The sequence below is a fragment of the Aminobacter sp. BA135 genome (genome assembly GCF_050859125.1).
In the GTDB taxonomy this organism is placed as follows: Bacteria; Pseudomonadota; Alphaproteobacteria; order Rhizobiales; family Rhizobiaceae; genus Aminobacter; species Aminobacter ciceronei.
In genome coordinates, this window is the sequence record NZ_CP139572.1 from 2,531,502 (window position 1) to 2,547,556 (window position 16,055).

The window sequence follows — 16,055 nt, forward strand, 5'->3', positions numbered from 1 at the left end:
GCCGCATGCCAGGCGCCAGTCAGGGAGTTGGCATTGTCGCGTATCTGCCATGTGGCTCTGATGACGGTGTTCGCCGCACTTTCGGCGAGCACCGCCTTGTCGGCGGAAACCGCGCCCGACGCGGGCGCGCCGGCCACGCCAGGCGCTGTTACCCAGGAGCGAGCGGTCAACGCCGACGCCTTGCTGCGGCTCGGCGATCTCTACAGCAACGCCGACAACGCCAACCGCGATCCGGCCAAGGCGTTCGACTATTACCGCCAGGCGGCGGATGCCGGCAGTGCTGCGGCGCGGCTTCGCGTCGGTGAAATGCGCGTGCTGGGCGAAGGCACCGAACGTGACATCAGCGCTGGGCTTCTGGCCATCGAGGAAGTGGCATCGGCCGGCGACGGGGCAGCACTCGCCTCGCTTGGCGGCCTCTACAGCCATGCCGACAACAGGGCGATCCCGCTCGACCTGCCGCGCGCCTATGACTACTACCGCCGTGCCGCCGCGGCCGGCAACGAAACCGGCATCCTGCGCAGCGGCGAGATGTTGGCGCGCGGCCAAGGTATCGCCAGGGACAGCGCAGCCGGGCTGGCGCTGGTGCGAACGCTTGCCGATCGCGGCAACATCTATGCGCTGGTCTCCCAGGGCGACCTGATGAGCGATGCCGATGCCGGCGTGCCCGACATGCCAGGGGCGGAGGCAGCCTATGCCAAGGCAGCCGCGCTCGGGCATCCCGACGCATTGCTGCGCCTCGGCGATCTCTTCGGCAGCGGCCGCACCGGCAAGCCCGACTACGCCAAGGCATTCGGCTACTACGAAAAGGCTGCCGAGGCCGGGCAACAGGTCGGCAAGCTGCGTGTCGCCGAACTGACGTTCCGTGGTCAGGGCACGCGTCAGGACGTCGAGGGCGGACTGGCGTCGATCAAGGAACTGGCCGATGACGGCGATGCGGAAGCGCTGACTTTCCTTGGCGATGTCTACAGCGGCGCCACGCCTGCTCCGGTCGTTAGGGACCCTGTCACGGCGTTTGCCTACTACCAGCGCGCTGCGGACACCGGCAACATCTCCGCAGCCTTGCGGGTGGGCGAGATGACGGCGCATGGCTTGGGTACGTTGCGCGACGTCTCGGGCGGGCGCGACATGGTCCGCCGGCTCGCCGATGCAGGCAATCCGCTGGCACTGATCAGCCTTGGTGACCTGCTGCGTGAGCCACAGTCGGGTGCCGTCGACGCAGACGGCGCAATCGCCGCCTATGAGCGTGCAGCCGGCCTGAACGAGCCGGAAGCGCTGGTGCGCCTGGGCGACTTCTACAGCGACGGCATGACCGTTGCCGTGGATCTGCCCAAGGCGCTCGACTATTACAGCAAGGCCGCCGGGCTCGGCGATGTCATTGGGGCCGTCCGCGCCGGCGCCATGCTGGCGCGCGGGCAAGGCATAGCTCAGGAAGTCGCTGCCGGCCGGGCTATGGTGAAGGCTGCGACCGAGAGCGGCGAAGCCGAGGCGCATATCGTGATGGGCGACCTTTTGAGCCGGGGCGATGGCGGCCCGCCCGATGTCCAGGCGGCGATGCGCTGGTATGCCGAGGCGGCGGCGCTCGGGCGGACGCAAGGGCTGATCAGGCTCGGAGATCTTTATCGCGAAGGCAAGCTGCTGCAGAGCAACGGCAAGAAGGCCGCCGGCTATTATCGCCAGGCGGCCGAGGCAGGCGATGCTTACGGGCTGCTCATCCTCGGCTCGGCGCTGTCGGAAAGCCTGTTGCGCAATGCGGGCAAGCCGGCCGACGGAGTTGCCGCCTTGCGTGAGGCCGAAGCGACGGGTCTGGACGATGCTGCGACCGCGCTCGCTGACGCCATGCTTTACGGCATGGGCACCAAGCGTGACGCCAAGGCAGCCGTAGCCCTGCTTGAACAGGCAGCCGGCGCCGGCAACGTCGCGGCGGCGCGTCATCTGATCAGCTACTATCGTGACGGCCGCCGTTATGGCCGCACCACCTTCATCAAGGCAGATGCCAAACGCGCCGAGCAACTGATGACAGGCGTGTCGCCATGGCTGTCGCGCGGCGATCGCCTCGTCGAGGAGATGCTGTTTGCCGCCGCCGCAAATGACACCAAGGGCTACCAGTCGATCGTGGCGCGCATGCACGAACTTTCTGCCGAGCAGCGCCAGTCGCTGGTCCGCATGATGCGGACGACCCATCCGAACGGCTACATCTATCTGGCGCAGCAGCAACTCAAGCAGGCCGGCTATTACAACGGACCCGTCAACGGCGTCCTCAGCGGCACGACGACGCGCGCGGTCAGCCGCTATTGCGCGGCCAGGTCGGTGCCCAATGCCTGCCGCTTCGGCCCGATGAGCAGCCAGGCCGGGGACGTCCTGTCCTACGCGTTCTAGATTACGTCAGTCGAAATGGTCGCCGAAAATCCGGCTCCAGTGCTCGCCCACCAGCCCGTTGAAGAAGCCGTTGCCGGTCTGGAACTGCCGGACGAGCTCGGGATCACGCGAATGCACCACGGTCGAATTGACATTGATGAAGATGATGCGCCGCCCAAGCATGGCTTCCAGCAGGGCCGGCTGCGTCCTGCCCCTGAGACCGGCGAGGCCAGCACCTGCGGCATGGTTGATCAGGCAGTCGATCACGGCACCAGCCTGGCCGGGATAGGCCAGAACCTGCAGCACATGGCCGATGCCACCGGGCCGGCCGAAATAGACAAAGGCACCGATGACGGCACCTGTGCGCGCCGCAACCGTGCAGCGGTAGATGTCGCCGAAATCCGTCTTGGCCGCGGCATCCGACATGATGCGTGACAGTGCGTTTTCGTTCCAATCCGGATGAACGGCGAAGCGCGAGGTGAATTTGCCGAGCAGTACGGCGAAGCCGTCGGCATCGATGCTTCCCACTGTGTAGCGGCCTTGCGAGGCCGCCGCGTCGCCGGCGCCGAACCAGCGCGAAAACTCGCCGCTGCGGCGTAGGCCGAGACAGGCATCGACGGCGCGGGCCAGCGGCGTGCCGAGGCGTGCGATGGGCAGGCGCTGTCTGGCACCGGCAACGGCGAAGGCTGCCGGTCTGAATACCTTGATCCAGTCGAGGCTGTAGTCAGGCAGGATCGAGCCGCGCAGCGTCGTCCACATATTGGCGGTAACGTCGCTTGCCGTCTCGCTGAACGACAGGTCCTGCGGACCGGCGAGAAATGCCTTGAGCAGCCTTGCGCCGGACAGGTCGTTGCGCTGGTCCTCGTCGACCATCAGCGAACCGCAGATCGAAGCGTTCAGCTTCCTGTCACCAAACCGCATGGGCAGTGACGTGACGCCGATGAAGCCCGAAATGCTGCCGTCGTCGGCGACATTGACCAGGGATGGCGACCCCACCGTAGCGTCGGTGGAACTGAGATAGAGGCGCTGGAGATAGCCGGGCAGCGAGGCGGGCGTCGGCGTGCGCCGCTTGCGCAGCACGCGCTGGAACATGTCTGCGACAACCGCCATATCGGCGGCCTGCAATGGACGAATTTCAGGCATCGGGCGAAGCCTCGGTCATGTCACGGCAGCAATGGCTTAGGCGGGAAACATCTAGGAAGGGTGAAGGTCGGGCTCCCGGTCACGCGGGATCGAGCTTGCGGACGATCGCCGCGCGCGGTGTCTTGGCGGCGTCGGACACGAATTCCACTGCTGCATAGACGCGCGCCCGGGCAAGCAGGGCTGCCACCTGGCGGTCCTGGCCGACGCCGAATTCGAAGGCGAGCCAGCCGCCGGGCTTGAGGAAGGGTGCCGCATCGCGGATCAACCGCTGGTGGATCGACAGACCGTAGGGGCCGCCGTCGAAGGCTTCCCTCGGTTCGGAAGCCAGCAACTCGCTGCGATCGCCTTCGAGGCGCGCAGACGAGATGTAGGGCGGATTGCAGACGACAAGGTCGATGGACCCGGCTAGGTCCGTCCCGTCGAACGCGCCGAACAGGTCGCCCTGGGCAATGGTCACCCGGTCGGCCAGTCCGAGACGGTCGGCATTTCGACGGGCGGTGGCGACGGTGCTGTCGGTCAGATCGGCGCTCCAGACGCGCGCGCCCGGCATCTTGGCGGCGATCGCCAGGCCGAGATTGCCGGAGCCGCAGCACATGTCAATCACTCGGGCAGCCGGATCGCGGCCGTCGAGCAGGCCGAGCGCGGCACGGCCAAGGATTTCGGTTTCCTCGCGCGGCACGAGCACGTCGTCCCCGAGCTCGAGCTCGATGTCCATGAATTTGTGCAGCCTGATGCCAGACTTGTCGCCGTTGTTCTCAACGATATGCATGGTTGCCCTCGCCAAGTCCTTTGCCCGCTCCATGACAACCCCAGCGCCCTGGATCGTCAACCGATCAATGCTTCTGTCAGGGGCAATTGTCATCAACATGACTTGTTCATACAATTCGTTACACAAAGAACCTTCTATCAATATCTACTACCGTATCTCCGGCCGCGAAACCGAGACTATCGGCTTTGTGATGTGTTTTGATATCGGAAGTGTGCTTTCCTGCCATTGGTTAACCTGCGTTTAACACGTGGGCTTGTCGCACTAGTGAAACAGAGTCCGGCGTATGTGTGGATTTGTCGGGTATCTCGGGAATGTCGAGCCGGCGGCGGCTGATCAGCTGCTGCGGCGCATGACGGCCAGCATCGCCCACAGGGGGCCCGACGAGCAGGGCGTGTTCGTCTGTCCGTCGGCTGGCCTTGGCCATGCACGCCTGTCGGTCGTCGGCCTTGGCGACGGCCAGCAGCCGATGGCCAGCGCCTCCGGCGATCTCCACATCGCCTTCAATGGCGAGATTTTCAACTATGTCGAACTGCGCGACGAACTGAAGGCGCGCGGCCGCCGCTTCCGCACTGGCAGCGACACCGAAGTGATCCTGCATCTCTATGAGGAGATGGGCCCCGACTGCGTCGACCTGATGAATGGCGACTTCGCCTTCGCCATCTGGGACGCGCCGCGGCAGCGCATGTTCTTTGCCCGCGACCGGATGGGCGTGCGGCCGCTGTTCTACACCGAAGTCGGCGGCACCTTGTATTTTGCCTCCGAGGTCAAGGCTTTTGCCCGGGTGCCTGGCTTCACCGCCGAACTCGACGAGATCGCGCTCGACCAGATCTTCACGCTGTGGGCGCCGATCGCGCCGCGTACTGCGTTCAAGAACGTGTTCGAGCTCGAACCCGGCCACATCATGATCGCCGACAAAAGCGGGCTCACCACGCGTCCCTACTGGCAGCTTGATTTCCCTGATGCCGAGGTAGGCCGTGCACCGCGCGACGAAAGGCAGGCGGCGGAGGAACTCCGGGAGCTTCTGACCGACGCGACCCGCATCCGCATGCGCGCCGACGTTACCGTCGGCTCCTATCTCTCGGGCGGTCTCGATTCCTCCATCGTCTCGGCGTTGGCAGCACCGATGGCGACCGGGGGCCTGCGCACCTTTTCGGTGACCTTCGACAGTGCCGAGCACGACGAAAGCGAATTCCAGGAAGAGATGGCGCTGGCCATCGGATCACACCACAGCGCGGTCAATGTCGGGCCCGGCGACATCGCCTCGATCTTCCCGGAGGTGATCAATGCCACGGAGCGGCCGGTCATCCGCACGGCACCGGCGCCGCTCTATCAGCTCTCCGGGCTGGTGCGCGCCAAGGGCATCAAGGTGGTGCTGACGGGCGAGGGCGCCGACGAGGTCTTCGCCGGCTACGACATCTTCAAGGAGACGCTGGTGCGGCGCTTCTGCGACCGCCAGCCCGGTTCGGCCAGCCGGCCGCATCTGTTCCGCAAGCTCTACCCCTATCTGCCGGGGTTGCAGAAGCAGTCGGCGTCCTATCTCGCCGCCTTCTTCGGCGCCGGCAAGGACAGCCTCGACGATCCGCTCTATTCGCATCGTCCGCGCATGCGCAACACGGCTGCTGCCAAGCTGTTCTTCTCCGGCGACCTGCGCGCCAAACTCGCATCCTATGACGCGGCAGCCGAGCTCGCCTCGCAACTGCCGGAGCGTTTCGCCCGCTGGCATCCGCTGCACCAGGCGCAATATCTCGAAAGCCGCTACCTGTTGCCGGGCTACATCCTGTCGAGTCAGGGTGACCGCATGTCGATGGCGCATGGCATCGAGGGCCGCTTCCCGTTCCTCGACCATCGCCTTGTCGAGTTCGCCAGCCGGCTGCCACCCGGCATGAAGCTCAAGGGGCTGGTCGAAAAGCACATCTTGCGCGAGGCGACCAAGGACCTGTTGCCGCCGTCGATCGGCCAACGCACGAAGCAGCCCTACCGCGCTCCGGATTCGCAATCTTTCGTCGGCACCGACGAGCAGCCGTGGCTGCGAGAGGCGATGAGTTCCGAGGCGATCGCCGATTCAGGATTTTTCGACGTTTCCACGGTAAGGAAGCTGACTGAAAAGTGTCGGCAGCAAGCGGTATCGGGCTTCCGGGACAACGCTGCCTTTGTCGGCATCCTGTCGACGCAGCTGTGGCACCGGTCGTTCGCCGGATCCAGGTCCGATGTCACCGAGGCCGCCTGACGATGAAACAAAAGGAGAGAGCATGACGCAGCAGATCAAGGACACGGTCAAAGCCTTCATCATCGACAACTTCCTGTTCGGGGACACGTCCTACGCGCTCGCCGATGACGTTTCGCTGATCGAAAGCGGCGTGATCGACTCCACCGGCGTGCTGGAACTGGTGACCTATATCGAGGACCAATTCGGGCTCGAAATGGCGGATTCCGACATCGTTCCAGCCAATCTCGACTCGCTGGTCCGCATCGCCGCTTTCATCGAGGCGAAGCAGGCAGCAACGCAACCGGTAAAGCAGGCAGCTGGCGCGGCCTGAGGCGCGCGGGAGGGGGCAATGCGACTGGAGCAATTCTTACGCGACAGTGCACGGTTGCGGGGCGACAAGACCGCGCTGATTGCCCGCGACATGCGCCTGACCTACGCCGAACTCGACAGCATGTCGAACCGGCTGGCAGCAAGGCTCGGCGATCTTGGCGTCGGCCGTGGCGATCGCGTGTTGGTCTTCATGGACAATTGCTGGGAAGCCGCGGTGTCGGTGTTCGCCATTGCCAAGGCCGGTGCCGTCTTCAGTCCGATCAACCCGTCGACCAAAGCCGACAAGCTCGATTTCATCATCGGCAACTGCCGCGCGCGCGCCGTGCTGACCCAGGCCCGGCTGCTGCCGGTCGTCACCGAGGCGAATGACGGCGGCGAACTGATCGTCGTGTCAACGGCTGCCGGCGGCAAGGCACCGGAAGGTGCGGTCTCATTCGAAGAATGCCTGCAAGGCAGTGCCGCACTGCCCCTTCATGGCGGCATCGACGTCGACCTTGCCATGCTGATCTACACCTCGGGCTCAACCGGCCGGCCCAAAGGCGTGATGATGACCCACCGCAACATCGAGGCGGCGGCCGGTTCGATCACCACCTATCTCGAGAACACACCAGACGACATCATCCTCAACGTCCTGCCGCTGGCCTTCGATTACGGGCTGTACCAGCTGATCATGTCGATCAAGATGGGCGCGACGCTGGTGCTGGAGAAGTCGTTCTCCTTCCCGCAGGCGATCTTCGACGTCATCCGCGCCGAGAACGTCACCGGCTTCCCGCTCGTGCCGACAATGGCGGCGCTGATCCTGCAGATGCGCGACATCAAACCGGGCTTCCTGCCCAGCCTGCGCTACGTCACCAACACCGCCGCCGCCCTGCCGCCGGCCCATATCGCCCGGCTGCGCGAATTGTTCCCCGGCGCCCGGCTCTATTCCATGTATGGCCTGACCGAGTGCAAGCGTTGCACCTACCTGCCGCCGGCGGAGCTCGACCGGCGCCCCGGATCGGTCGGCATCGCCATTCCCAACACCGAAGCCTTCGTTGTCGACGATCTCGGCCAGCCGGTGCCGCCTGATACACCGGGCGAGTTGGTCATCCGCGGGCCGCATGTCATGCAGGGCTACTGGGAGAATTCGGAAGCGACCAACCGCATGCTGCGCCCGGGCTTCAACCCGTGGGAAAAGCTGCTCTACACCGGCGACCTGTTCCGCCGCGACGCCGAAGGTTTCCTCTATTTCGTCGGGCGCAAGGACGACATCATCAAGACGCGTGGTGAAAAGGTAGCGCCCAAGGAGGTCGAGGCCGTTCTTCACGCCTGTCCCGGTGTCGCCGAGGCGGTGGTCATCGGCATACCCGACCCTATCCTCGGTCACGCCATCGGCGCGCTGATCGTGCTCTCCGATCCCAACCTGACCCAGCGTGAAATCCTGCGCCACTGCCAAGCCAATCTCGAGGATTTCATGGTGCCCAAGATCATCGAGTTCCGATCCGAATTGCCCCGGACCGACACCGGCAAGGTCAGCCGGCGTCTCGCCGCCGAATCCATGGAGCCGACGCAATGAACATGCCATTGGCGCAAACCGGCAGTTTCAGCGCGGCGATGCTGACCATCGATCCCGAAGCCGAGGCGACGAGAATATCAGCTGCCTTGCGCAGCCAACTGACCGGCACGCTCCGCCGGCGCGGGCTCGTGCTCGGCCTGTCGGGCGGCGTCGATTCGAGCGTCAGCGCTGCCCTCGCGGTGCGCGCCGTCGGCGCCAAGAACGTCTTTGCTCTGTTCATGCCGGAGGACGATTCCGATCCCGAAAGCCTGCGTCTCGGACGCCTCGTCGCAGAAACGTTCGGCATAGCAGCGGTCGTCGAGAACATCGGCCCGACGCTCAAGGCAATGGGCTGCTACGAGCGCCGCGACGCCTTCATCCGTGAACTGGTGCCCGAATACGGCGCCGGCTGGGCGTGCAAGATCGTCATCGCCAATGCGCTGACAAATGAAGGCTACAACATTTCGTCGCTGGTGGTGCAGGATCCCGAGGGCAAGCAGAGCAAGCTGCGCATGCCGCCGCATGTCTATCTCGGCATCGTCGCCTCGACCAACATGAAGCAGCGGACGCGCAAGCAGGTCGAATATTTCCACGCCGACCGCCTCAACTACGCCGTCATCGGCACACCGAACCGGCTGGAATACGACCAGGGCTTCTTCGTAAAGAACGGCGACGGTGCCGCCGACGTCAAGCCGATCGCCCATCTCTACAAGTCGCAGGTCTACCAGTTGGCCGCCCATCTCGGCGTGCCGGAGGAAATCCGCCGGCGGCCGCCGACCACCGACACCTATTCGCTACAGCAGACGCAGGAGGAGTTCTATTTCTCCTTGCCCTATGATCGCATGGACCTGTGCCTCTACGGGCTCAACAACGGCATTGCGGCGGAAGAAGTCGGCCGTGCTGCCGGGCTGACCGCCGAGCAGGTTGGCCGCGTCTGGACCGACATCGCCTCCAAGCGCAAGACGACGCGTTACCTGCACAGCGGCCCGCTTCTCGTCGATCCCGTGCCGGAAATCTGAAGCGCCTGATGGAGGCCACCGTTTCGCCGGTGGCCCTTCCGCGACGATCTTATTCCGGGCGCAGGAAGCGGCCGTTGACCCAGCCTTCCTGGCCGCGATAGCGAACCTTGCACCAGCTCTGGCGATCTTGGCAGCCGAGATTGCGCAGGCCGCTGGCATCAAACGGGATTTCGGCGATCAGGAAACCGCGCGGCGAAGGCGTCGAGCGCATGTTGAGCACGTCGTTGGGCGTCACGCCGACAACACGCCAGGAGCGCGGATGGGGCCCGGGGCCAGGACCCGGGTTCGGGCCGGGGCTGGGCTCGCCACCGCGGCCGAAGATCGAGACGCTGAGCGAGAAGGGGGCAGGCCGATTGCGCCGCGCTTCGGCACGCACCAAATAGATCTGGATGGTGTAGAGGCCGGAGGCGGGCAGGCGTCCGTCCCACTGCGTCTGCTCACGCGCTATGGCGCGGCCGCGCGGGTCGAGCACGTTGAAATAGAGGAAGGTGTTGCGCGAATTGAGGTCGAGGCTCATGCGCTGGCCGGCTCGCGCCTCGAGCCGGTAGGAGGCGCTGATCGGGCCGAAGACAATGCCGCGCACCGTCGTCTGCGTAGCACCAGGGCGCATGCGCAGCGTTTCCATGCGCTCCTGGGCTGCTACGACCTGCGGCACGGCAGGCGCAAAGGTCAGCATCATTGCAAAGAGAAGACCGAGTTTCCGCATCTGGTATCCCCGCTTGATCAATAGCTTGGGGATGTTAGCCGATGTGCCGGCACAGAGGAATCCAATTTCGACGGCGGCCCTAACCGCCGCTGATCGCCGTCAATACGAAGACTTCGACACCGGGCTTGAGCCTGGTTGTCAGTGTGGCGCGTTCGCCTTCGACAAAGACGTTCATATGCTTGCGGATCGCCGGGCGGCTGTCGCAGATGCGGTCGCGCATACCGGGCCAGCGCCTGTCGAGCTCGTCGACCATGTCGCGGACGGTTTCAGCCGGAACTTCGACGCGCCTCGAAGCACCCGGAAACAGATCGACCAGCACCCCGGGCAGGCGCACCACGACGGTGGCGAGCGCTGCTTTTCGGCTTTCCGGGGCAGGGCTGTTGTCCACGGCCGCCGCTCAGTCTACGACCAGCGTTTCGACCGACAGGATTGCCGGCAGGTGCTGGGTGACGTTGACCCAACTCTCGCCTTCGTCGGCACTGGCAAACAGCGCGCCCGAACTGGTGCCGAAATAGACGCCGGCGGGGTCGAGCCGGTCGGTTGCCATCGCCTGGCGCAACACGCCGATATAGGCGTTTTCCTGCGGCAGGCCGTTGCGCATCGCCTGCCATTCGCTGCCGGCGTTTCGGGTGCGCCAGACCGCCGCCTTGGCGTCGGGCATGTAGCGGCCGGCGCTGTCGCCGTTGAGCGGCACGAGATAGAGCGTTTCGGGGTCGCGCGGATGTGCTGCCGCCGGAAAACCGAAGGTCGAGGGCAGGCCTTTTTCGATGCTCACCCAGCGCTTGCCGCCATCGTCTGACCGGTACATGCCGCAATGGTTCTGCTGGTAGAGCCGGTCGGGCATGCCCGGCGCCATCACCAGATTGTGCACGCACTGGCCGAATTCTGGGTAGTTTTCGCCCTCGGGCATGAAATCGGCGCGGGTGCCGAGATTGCGCGGCTCCCAGGTCGCGCCGCCATCGCCAGTGTAGAACACGCCGGCCGCCGAAATGCCGATCCAGATGCGGTCGTGGTCGTCGGGATCGAGTACCAGAGAATGCAGGATGAGGCCGGCGCCGCCGGGGTTCCAATGCGGCCGGGACGGGTGTTGTTGCAGGCCGTCTATTTGCTGCCAGCTCTGGCCGGAATCGTCGCTGCGGAACAGGCCGGCCGGCTGCACGCCGGCATAAAGGCTGCCATTACCCTTGGCGAGGCTCCACACCGCCTTGATCGGCTCTTCGCCCTCGGCATATGCGAGCCCTTCCGACGAATGCGTCCAGCTCTCGCCTAGATCGGTCGACTTCCAAACCGCCGGTCCAAACCACTCATTGCCGCCGGCGCCCCAGATGGTGCCGGTCGACTGGTCGGCGACGACATGATTCATCGGCCAGGTCTCGCAGAACGGTCCGCGCAGTTTCCAGCTCTGCCGTGCCGCATTGCTTTCGGCGATGAAGGCACCTTTCTTGGTGCCGAGCAGGACAAGCACTTTCTCTGCCATGTTCTCCTCCCGCAGTGCCGATCTTCGGGGATCGATTCCGGATCGGCTGCTATCGCATTTCAAACACTGGCTTTTCCCGGCAATGCCGGCTCGGGATCCCGGCTCCTCCCGGGGATAATCCAGATGCTGACAAAGCCAGATGACCATAGCGGCAAAGCGGCAGGCGGGCCAGATTGAGCTGCCATGCTCCTGACAAACGGCAGCCCAGACTGTGCCGGCGACATTCGAGTTGACAGGGCGCCATAATTCAATACCCGTCGCGCTTTAGGTTGGACATATCAGCGTGCTCGGGAGGAACCATCGGATGACCATCAACGTAGCCCCTGTCGGCCTGGCGCGGGATCTTGCCGAGCGTGGCAAGTCCGGCAAGCCGATCCGCATTGGCCTGATCGGCTCGGGTGAGATGGGCACCGACATTGTGGCGCGGGTGGCGCACATGCCCGGCATCGAGGTCGGCGCGATCTCCGAGCTCAACCTGCCCAACGCGCATCGCGCCGTCGACATCGCCTATCAGGAGAAGGGTCACGCCCGCGAAGTTGCCTCCGGTTCGGCGCTGAACGAGGCGATCGAAGCCGGCAAGGTCGCGGTCACCAACGATGCTGATCTCATCCTCAACAGCGGCCTGATCGACGTCGTCATCGATGCGACGGGCGTTCCTGCCGTCGGCGCCGAGATCGGCCTGCGCGCCATGGAGCATGGCAAGCATCTGGTGATGATGAATGTCGAGGCCGACGTCACCATCGGCGCCTATCTGAAGAGCGAGGCCGACAGGCTCGGCGTCACCTATTCGCTCGGCGCCGGCGACGAGCCGTCGTCCTGCATGGAGCTGATCGAATTCGTCTCGGCGATGGGCCACACCATCGTCGCTGCCGGCAAGGGCAAGAACAACCCGCTCAACATCGATGCGGTGCCGCACGACTATGCCGAGGAAGCGGCCCGCCGCAACATGAACGTGCGTATGCTTGTCGAGTTCGTCGACGGCTCCAAGACTATGGTCGAGATGGCGGCGATCGCCAATGCCACCGGTCTGGTGCCCGACAAGGCCGGCATGCACGGCCCGGCTGCGACCTTGCCGGAGCTCAACAAGGTTCTGGTCCCGGAGAAGGACGGCGGTGTTCTCTCTAAGGTCGGCGTCGTCGACTATTCGATCGGCAAGGGTGTGGCTCCAGGTGTCTTCGTCATCGCCGACATGTCACACCCGCGCATCCGCGAGCGCATGGAAGATTTGAAGATGGGCCATGGCCCGTATTTCACCTTCCATCGGCCCTACCACCTGACCTCGCTCGAGGTGCCGCTGACCTGTGCCCGTGTGGTGCTTTACGGCAAGGCCGACATGGTGCCGCTGGCGAAGCCCGTGGCCGACGTCTGCGCGGTGGCCAAGAAGGATTTGAAGCCGGGCGATGCGCTCGATGCCATCGGCGAATACACCTACCGCGCCTGGATCATGACGGCGGGCGAGGCCCGTGCTGCCAAAGCGATCCCTTGCGGCCTGCTGCAGGGCGGCACGGTGACGGCCCCGATCAAGAAGGGCGAACTGATCACCACGGCCAACGCCGCCGTTGCGCCAGGTTCGAAGATCGCCGAGCTGCGTGCGAGGCAGGACAGGCTGGTGTACGGCGCATAAGGCAACGCGCTCGCCGACAGGCGAGCGAAGCTGGGCTGCGCGGCAGGGCGTTGGCGGACGCCGGCCTCGCGGACAACGATCATGGAAATGAGGAGATGACCATGGACGGCAAGAGCGGCGAAGGCCCGAACGCCTCGCAACTGATCGATGCGCGGATCAAGGACCTGGGCGACTGGCGCGGCGAGACGCTCGCTCACGTCCGCGCCCTCATCAAGCAGGCCGTCCCCGAAGTGATCGAGGAGTGGAAGTGGCGCGGCGTTCCCGTCTGGGAGCACGCCGGCATCATCTGCACCGGCGAGACCTACAAGAGCGTGGTCAAGCTCACCTTCGCCAAGGGCGCTTCGCTCGAGGACCCGTCGGGCCTGTTCAACTCCAGCCTCGATGGCAACACCCGCCGCGCCATCGACATCCATGAGGGCGACACGCTCGATGAAACGGCGCTGAAGGCGCTGGTTCAGGCAGCGGTGGCGCTGAACATGTCGGTCAAGGCTGCCCGCGCGCCGAAGAAGGCAAAGAGCGGCTGAGGCGTAGGGCCCGCTTCGGCGGGCAGGGCTCCTTGGTCCGCTGCCTGCTTGCATTTCGGCTCGCCAGCTTAGGTTACGCCTCCAGCGCGCCTGTTCGCGCATCGCTGCTGGGGGCCACGCCGACCAGTTTGACGAGGTCGTCGCCGGCGCGCGTGGCGCGGTGCGAGCGGCGGGTCAGGATGTAGCCGTCCTGCGGTGCCAGCACCTCGACCCTGCCGCCGTCCTCGCCGGCCGCGCGCACGATCGTCGCAATATGGGCTCCCGCCTTGACAGTGTCGCCCGGATTGACGTGGTAGAGGATGGCGCCGGCGCAAGGAGCGGGCACCATCTCGATATGGTCGATCGGCGCGACCACCCCGGCGAACGTCTTTTGGGTCTCGATCCAGGTGTCCTCGATCACGCCGCGCGCCACAAGCAGGCGATAAAGGCCTTGTGCGTCGGCTTCGGCAACGGTGGCATAGACATCGGAGACGCCGCGATACTCGACTGTCGTGACGACGCGGCTTTCGAGCCGTGCTTCCTTGCGCGGCATCTTGAGATAGGGGTGCAGCGAGGCCTCGTCGAACGACGAGCCCGACTGGCCGCTCCACAGGATGACAGCGTCGACGCCCATATTCGCGGCGCAATCGGCCATCGCCGGCCACAGTTCGTCGGGCACGTAGAGATAGGCGACACCCTCGTCATCGCAATGCAGGTCGAGCACGATGTCGTGGCCAAGCGACAGCTTGAGCAGGCGCGCCTTCAGCCGCCGGTCCGACGACATCGGTACCTCGTCACCCGGCAACAGCGCTGTGTCGGGCCTGTCGAGCAACGGGAAATCGCGATTGTAGTTGACACGTGTGCCGAGGTCGAAGCGGCCTTGCGACGCCCCGAACAGCAACTGGTTGGCGCCGATCGGGTTGGCGCGCGGCACGATCGTCACATTGCCACGCACGCGGCCTTCGTTTTCCGCCTTGCGCAGTTTTGGCATCAGCGCGTCGATGGCGACGACGCCGGGGAGTTCGTCGCCATGCAGGGCCGCCTGGATGTAGGCCGAGGGCGCTTCGGACGAGGTGCCCGAAATGCGGTAGAGCGCAAATTCGTAGGCGATGCCCTCGCTGTCGCCCCTGATCGTCTCGACCGATTTTTCCATGCCATGTCCCTCGAGGCTTCGACTGCTGCCTAACCGCTCGGCTGGTGATTCACCAGAGCCGTGGTGGTGTGTCATGGTCCAGCGCGCCGCAGCCGCAGCTCCAGACGTGTCGCCATTCCTCAGGCCGCCGAGCCCCATTGCTTCATCAGCGCCGCCGAGCGGGCCAACTGCGGGGCAGGATGGAATTCGTGGCCAAGCCTTGCTGCGGCACGCCACGGCCAGCGCGGATCGGCGAGCAATGCGCGGCCCAGCGCCACCATGTCGGCCTGGCCCTCGCGGATTATGGCATCGGCCTGCTCAGGCTGGTCGATCATGCCGACGGCGCGGACCGGGATGCCGGTCGCCTTCTTCACCGCCTCGGCGAGGTGGACCTGGTAGCCGGGGCCGGTGCGCAGGCTCTGGTGTGGGGAATTACCGCCGCTCGAACAGCATAGGTAAGCGACGCCCGCCTCACGATAGGCCTTGGCGACTTCGACCGCCTCCTCGAGGGTGAAGCCGCCATCGACCCAGTCGGTCAAGGACATGCGGGCGCCGAGCATCAGGCTTGGCACCGCTTCCTTGACGCGGCGGGCGATCGTCATGGCAAAACGCATGCGGTTTTCGAGCGAACCGCCCCAGCGGTCGCTGCGGTGGTTGGACAGCGGCGACAGGAACTGGTGCAGCAGATAGCCATGCGCCGAATGCAGCTCGATGAAGTCGAAGCCGGCGCGTTTGGCCCGCTGTGCCGCCTGGACGAAATGGCCGATGGTCTGCTCGATCTCGTCTTCATCAAGCGCATGCGGCACCTGCCAGCCATCGGCATAGGCAAGCGCCGAGCATGATACCACAGGCCATGCATCCTCTTCCGGCTTGAGTGGGCCCAAGCCGTCCCATGGCCTGTGATTGGAGGCCTTGCGGCCGGCGTGCGCAAGCTGCACGCCGAACTTCACGCCCGGCGTCGCCACCCGCCGCGCTGCGTCGAGGGCGCGTTTCGCAGCCGCTTCGTTGGCATCGGAATAGAGCCCCATGCAGCCATGGCTGATGCGACCGCGCCGTTCGACGTCGGTCATCTCGACGGTGACCATGCCGGCGCCGGACATGGCGAGGTTCATCCAGTGCTGCAGGTGCCAGTCGGTCGCGGAGCCGTCGTCGGCGGAATATTGGCACATCGGCGCAACCGCGATGCGGTTGGGGAAATCGAGCGTGCCGAGCTTGATCGGCGAAAACAGATGGGCGGTCATGACGGCTCCTGGGCTT

General features: G+C 65.1%; 14 protein-coding genes. 7 read left to right on the forward strand and 7 right to left on the reverse strand.

The annotated features are described in order from the left end of the window. The first annotated feature begins 33 nt into the window (after positions 1 to 33). The gene (locus tag SLT36_RS12295) at positions 34 to 2,376 is read left to right on the forward strand and encodes an SEL1-like repeat protein (RefSeq protein WP_432287774.1); all 2,343 of its coding nucleotides are present in this window, start codon (positions 34 to 36) and stop codon (positions 2,374 to 2,376) included. A gap of 6 nt (positions 2,377 to 2,382) precedes the next feature. Here SLT36_RS12295 and SLT36_RS12300 read toward each other — a convergent pair whose 3' ends face one another. Both SLT36_RS12300 and SLT36_RS12305 read right to left on the reverse strand, forming a co-directional pair. Next, the gene (locus SLT36_RS12300) at positions 2,383 to 3,498 is read right to left on the reverse strand and encodes a hypothetical protein (protein ID WP_432287776.1); all 1,116 of its coding nucleotides are present in this window, start codon (positions 3,496 to 3,498) and stop codon (positions 2,383 to 2,385) included. A 79-nt stretch (positions 3,499 to 3,577) separates the two neighbouring features. Next, positions 3,578 to 4,267: a N5-glutamine methyltransferase family protein gene (locus SLT36_RS12305; protein ID WP_432287777.1), complete on the reverse strand. Its 690-nt coding sequence runs from the start codon at positions 4,265 to 4,267 to the stop codon at positions 3,578 to 3,580. 283 nt (positions 4,268 to 4,550) lie between these two features. Between SLT36_RS12305 and asnB the strand changes: the two genes are divergently transcribed. From asnB to nadE, 4 genes are read left to right on the forward strand one after another with little or no spacing between them, the layout of a single operon-like run. Then, the gene (asnB, locus tag SLT36_RS12310) at positions 4,551 to 6,494 is read left to right on the forward strand and encodes an asparagine synthase (glutamine-hydrolyzing) (protein ID WP_432287779.1); all 1,944 of its coding nucleotides are present in this window, start codon (positions 4,551 to 4,553) and stop codon (positions 6,492 to 6,494) included. Positions 6,495 to 6,516: 22 nt separating this feature from the next. Continuing rightward, the gene (locus SLT36_RS12315) at positions 6,517 to 6,804 is read left to right on the forward strand and encodes an acyl carrier protein (RefSeq protein ID WP_432287781.1); all 288 of its coding nucleotides are present in this window, start codon (positions 6,517 to 6,519) and stop codon (positions 6,802 to 6,804) included. Between the two features lie 18 nt (positions 6,805 to 6,822). Next, a complete protein-coding gene (locus tag SLT36_RS12320) occupies positions 6,823 to 8,358 on the forward strand; it encodes a class I adenylate-forming enzyme family protein (RefSeq protein WP_432287782.1) in 1,536 nt (511 codons plus the stop codon). Further along, positions 8,355 to 9,356 (forward strand): NAD(+) synthase, encoded by a 1,002-nt coding sequence (gene nadE / locus SLT36_RS12325; RefSeq protein WP_432287784.1) that lies wholly within the window; start codon positions 8,355 to 8,357, stop codon positions 9,354 to 9,356. Before SLT36_RS12320 ends, nadE begins: the two co-directional genes overlap by 4 nt. A gap of 49 nt (positions 9,357 to 9,405) precedes the next feature. On the opposite strand, the gene SLT36_RS12330 is transcribed toward nadE, so the two are convergent. The 3 genes from SLT36_RS12330 to SLT36_RS12340 form a co-directional block, all read right to left on the reverse strand. Continuing rightward, positions 9,406 to 10,062, reverse strand: coding sequence for an SH3 domain-containing protein (locus SLT36_RS12330; protein WP_432287786.1), 657 nt, complete (start codon positions 10,060 to 10,062; stop codon positions 9,406 to 9,408). Positions 10,063 to 10,141: 79 nt separating this feature from the next. Further along, positions 10,142 to 10,450 carry a MoaD/ThiS family protein gene (locus tag SLT36_RS12335; RefSeq protein WP_432287787.1) on the reverse strand — a complete coding sequence of 103 codons (309 nt, stop codon included), beginning with the start codon at positions 10,448 to 10,450 and terminating at the stop codon, positions 10,142 to 10,144. 9 nt (positions 10,451 to 10,459) lie between these two features. Next, a complete protein-coding gene (locus tag SLT36_RS12340) occupies positions 10,460 to 11,539 on the reverse strand; it encodes a WD40/YVTN/BNR-like repeat-containing protein (RefSeq protein WP_432287789.1) in 1,080 nt (359 codons plus the stop codon). 304 nt (positions 11,540 to 11,843) lie between these two features. Between SLT36_RS12340 and SLT36_RS12345 the strand changes: the two genes are divergently transcribed. Together SLT36_RS12345 and SLT36_RS12350 are read left to right on the forward strand one after the other, a co-directional pair. Beyond that, positions 11,844 to 13,163 (forward strand): NAD(P)H-dependent oxidoreductase, encoded by a 1,320-nt coding sequence (locus SLT36_RS12345; protein ID WP_432287790.1) that lies wholly within the window; start codon positions 11,844 to 11,846, stop codon positions 13,161 to 13,163. A gap of 101 nt (positions 13,164 to 13,264) precedes the next feature. Next, positions 13,265 to 13,687: a DUF1801 domain-containing protein gene (locus tag SLT36_RS12350; RefSeq protein ID WP_432287791.1), complete on the forward strand. Its 423-nt coding sequence runs from the start codon at positions 13,265 to 13,267 to the stop codon at positions 13,685 to 13,687. Positions 13,688 to 13,760: 73 nt separating this feature from the next. On the opposite strand, the gene SLT36_RS12355 is transcribed toward SLT36_RS12350, so the two are convergent. Both SLT36_RS12355 and SLT36_RS12360 read right to left on the reverse strand, forming a co-directional pair. Further along, on the reverse strand, positions 13,761 to 14,819 hold the full coding sequence (locus SLT36_RS12355; protein ID WP_432287793.1) for a peptidase M14: 1,059 nt from the start codon (positions 14,817 to 14,819) through the stop codon (positions 13,761 to 13,763). 119 nt (positions 14,820 to 14,938) lie between these two features. Next, positions 14,939 to 16,039: an NADH:flavin oxidoreductase/NADH oxidase gene (locus SLT36_RS12360; RefSeq protein ID WP_432287795.1), complete on the reverse strand. Its 1,101-nt coding sequence runs from the start codon at positions 16,037 to 16,039 to the stop codon at positions 14,939 to 14,941. Between the last annotated feature and the right edge of the window lie 16 nt (positions 16,040 to 16,055).

Excerpts from the sequence above, each read along its gene's own strand:
- SLT36_RS12300 (WP_432287776.1), bottom strand. The coding sequence starts at position 3,498 with ATGCCTGAAATTCGTCCATTGCAGGCCGCCGATATGGCGGTTGTCGCA.
- SLT36_RS12305 (WP_432287777.1), bottom strand. The coding sequence starts at position 4,267 with ATGCATATCGTTGAGAACAACGGCGACAAGTCTGGCATCAGGCTGCAC.
- asnB (WP_432287779.1), top strand. The coding sequence starts at position 4,551 with ATGTGTGGATTTGTCGGGTATCTCGGGAATGTCGAGCCGGCGGCGGCT.
- SLT36_RS12315 (WP_432287781.1), top strand. The coding sequence starts at position 6,517 with ATGACGCAGCAGATCAAGGACACGGTCAAAGCCTTCATCATCGACAAC.
- SLT36_RS12320 (WP_432287782.1), top strand. The coding sequence starts at position 6,823 with ATGCGACTGGAGCAATTCTTACGCGACAGTGCACGGTTGCGGGGCGAC.
- nadE (WP_432287784.1), top strand. The coding sequence starts at position 8,355 with ATGAACATGCCATTGGCGCAAACCGGCAGTTTCAGCGCGGCGATGCTG.
- SLT36_RS12330 (WP_432287786.1), bottom strand. The coding sequence starts at position 10,062 with ATGCGGAAACTCGGTCTTCTCTTTGCAATGATGCTGACCTTTGCGCCT.
- SLT36_RS12340 (WP_432287789.1), bottom strand. The coding sequence starts at position 11,539 with ATGGCAGAGAAAGTGCTTGTCCTGCTCGGCACCAAGAAAGGTGCCTTC.
- SLT36_RS12345 (WP_432287790.1), top strand. The coding sequence starts at position 11,844 with ATGACCATCAACGTAGCCCCTGTCGGCCTGGCGCGGGATCTTGCCGAG.
- SLT36_RS12350 (WP_432287791.1), top strand. The coding sequence starts at position 13,265 with ATGGACGGCAAGAGCGGCGAAGGCCCGAACGCCTCGCAACTGATCGAT.
- SLT36_RS12355 (WP_432287793.1), bottom strand. The coding sequence starts at position 14,819 with ATGGAAAAATCGGTCGAGACGATCAGGGGCGACAGCGAGGGCATCGCC.
- SLT36_RS12360 (WP_432287795.1), bottom strand. The coding sequence starts at position 16,039 with ATGACCGCCCATCTGTTTTCGCCGATCAAGCTCGGCACGCTCGATTTC.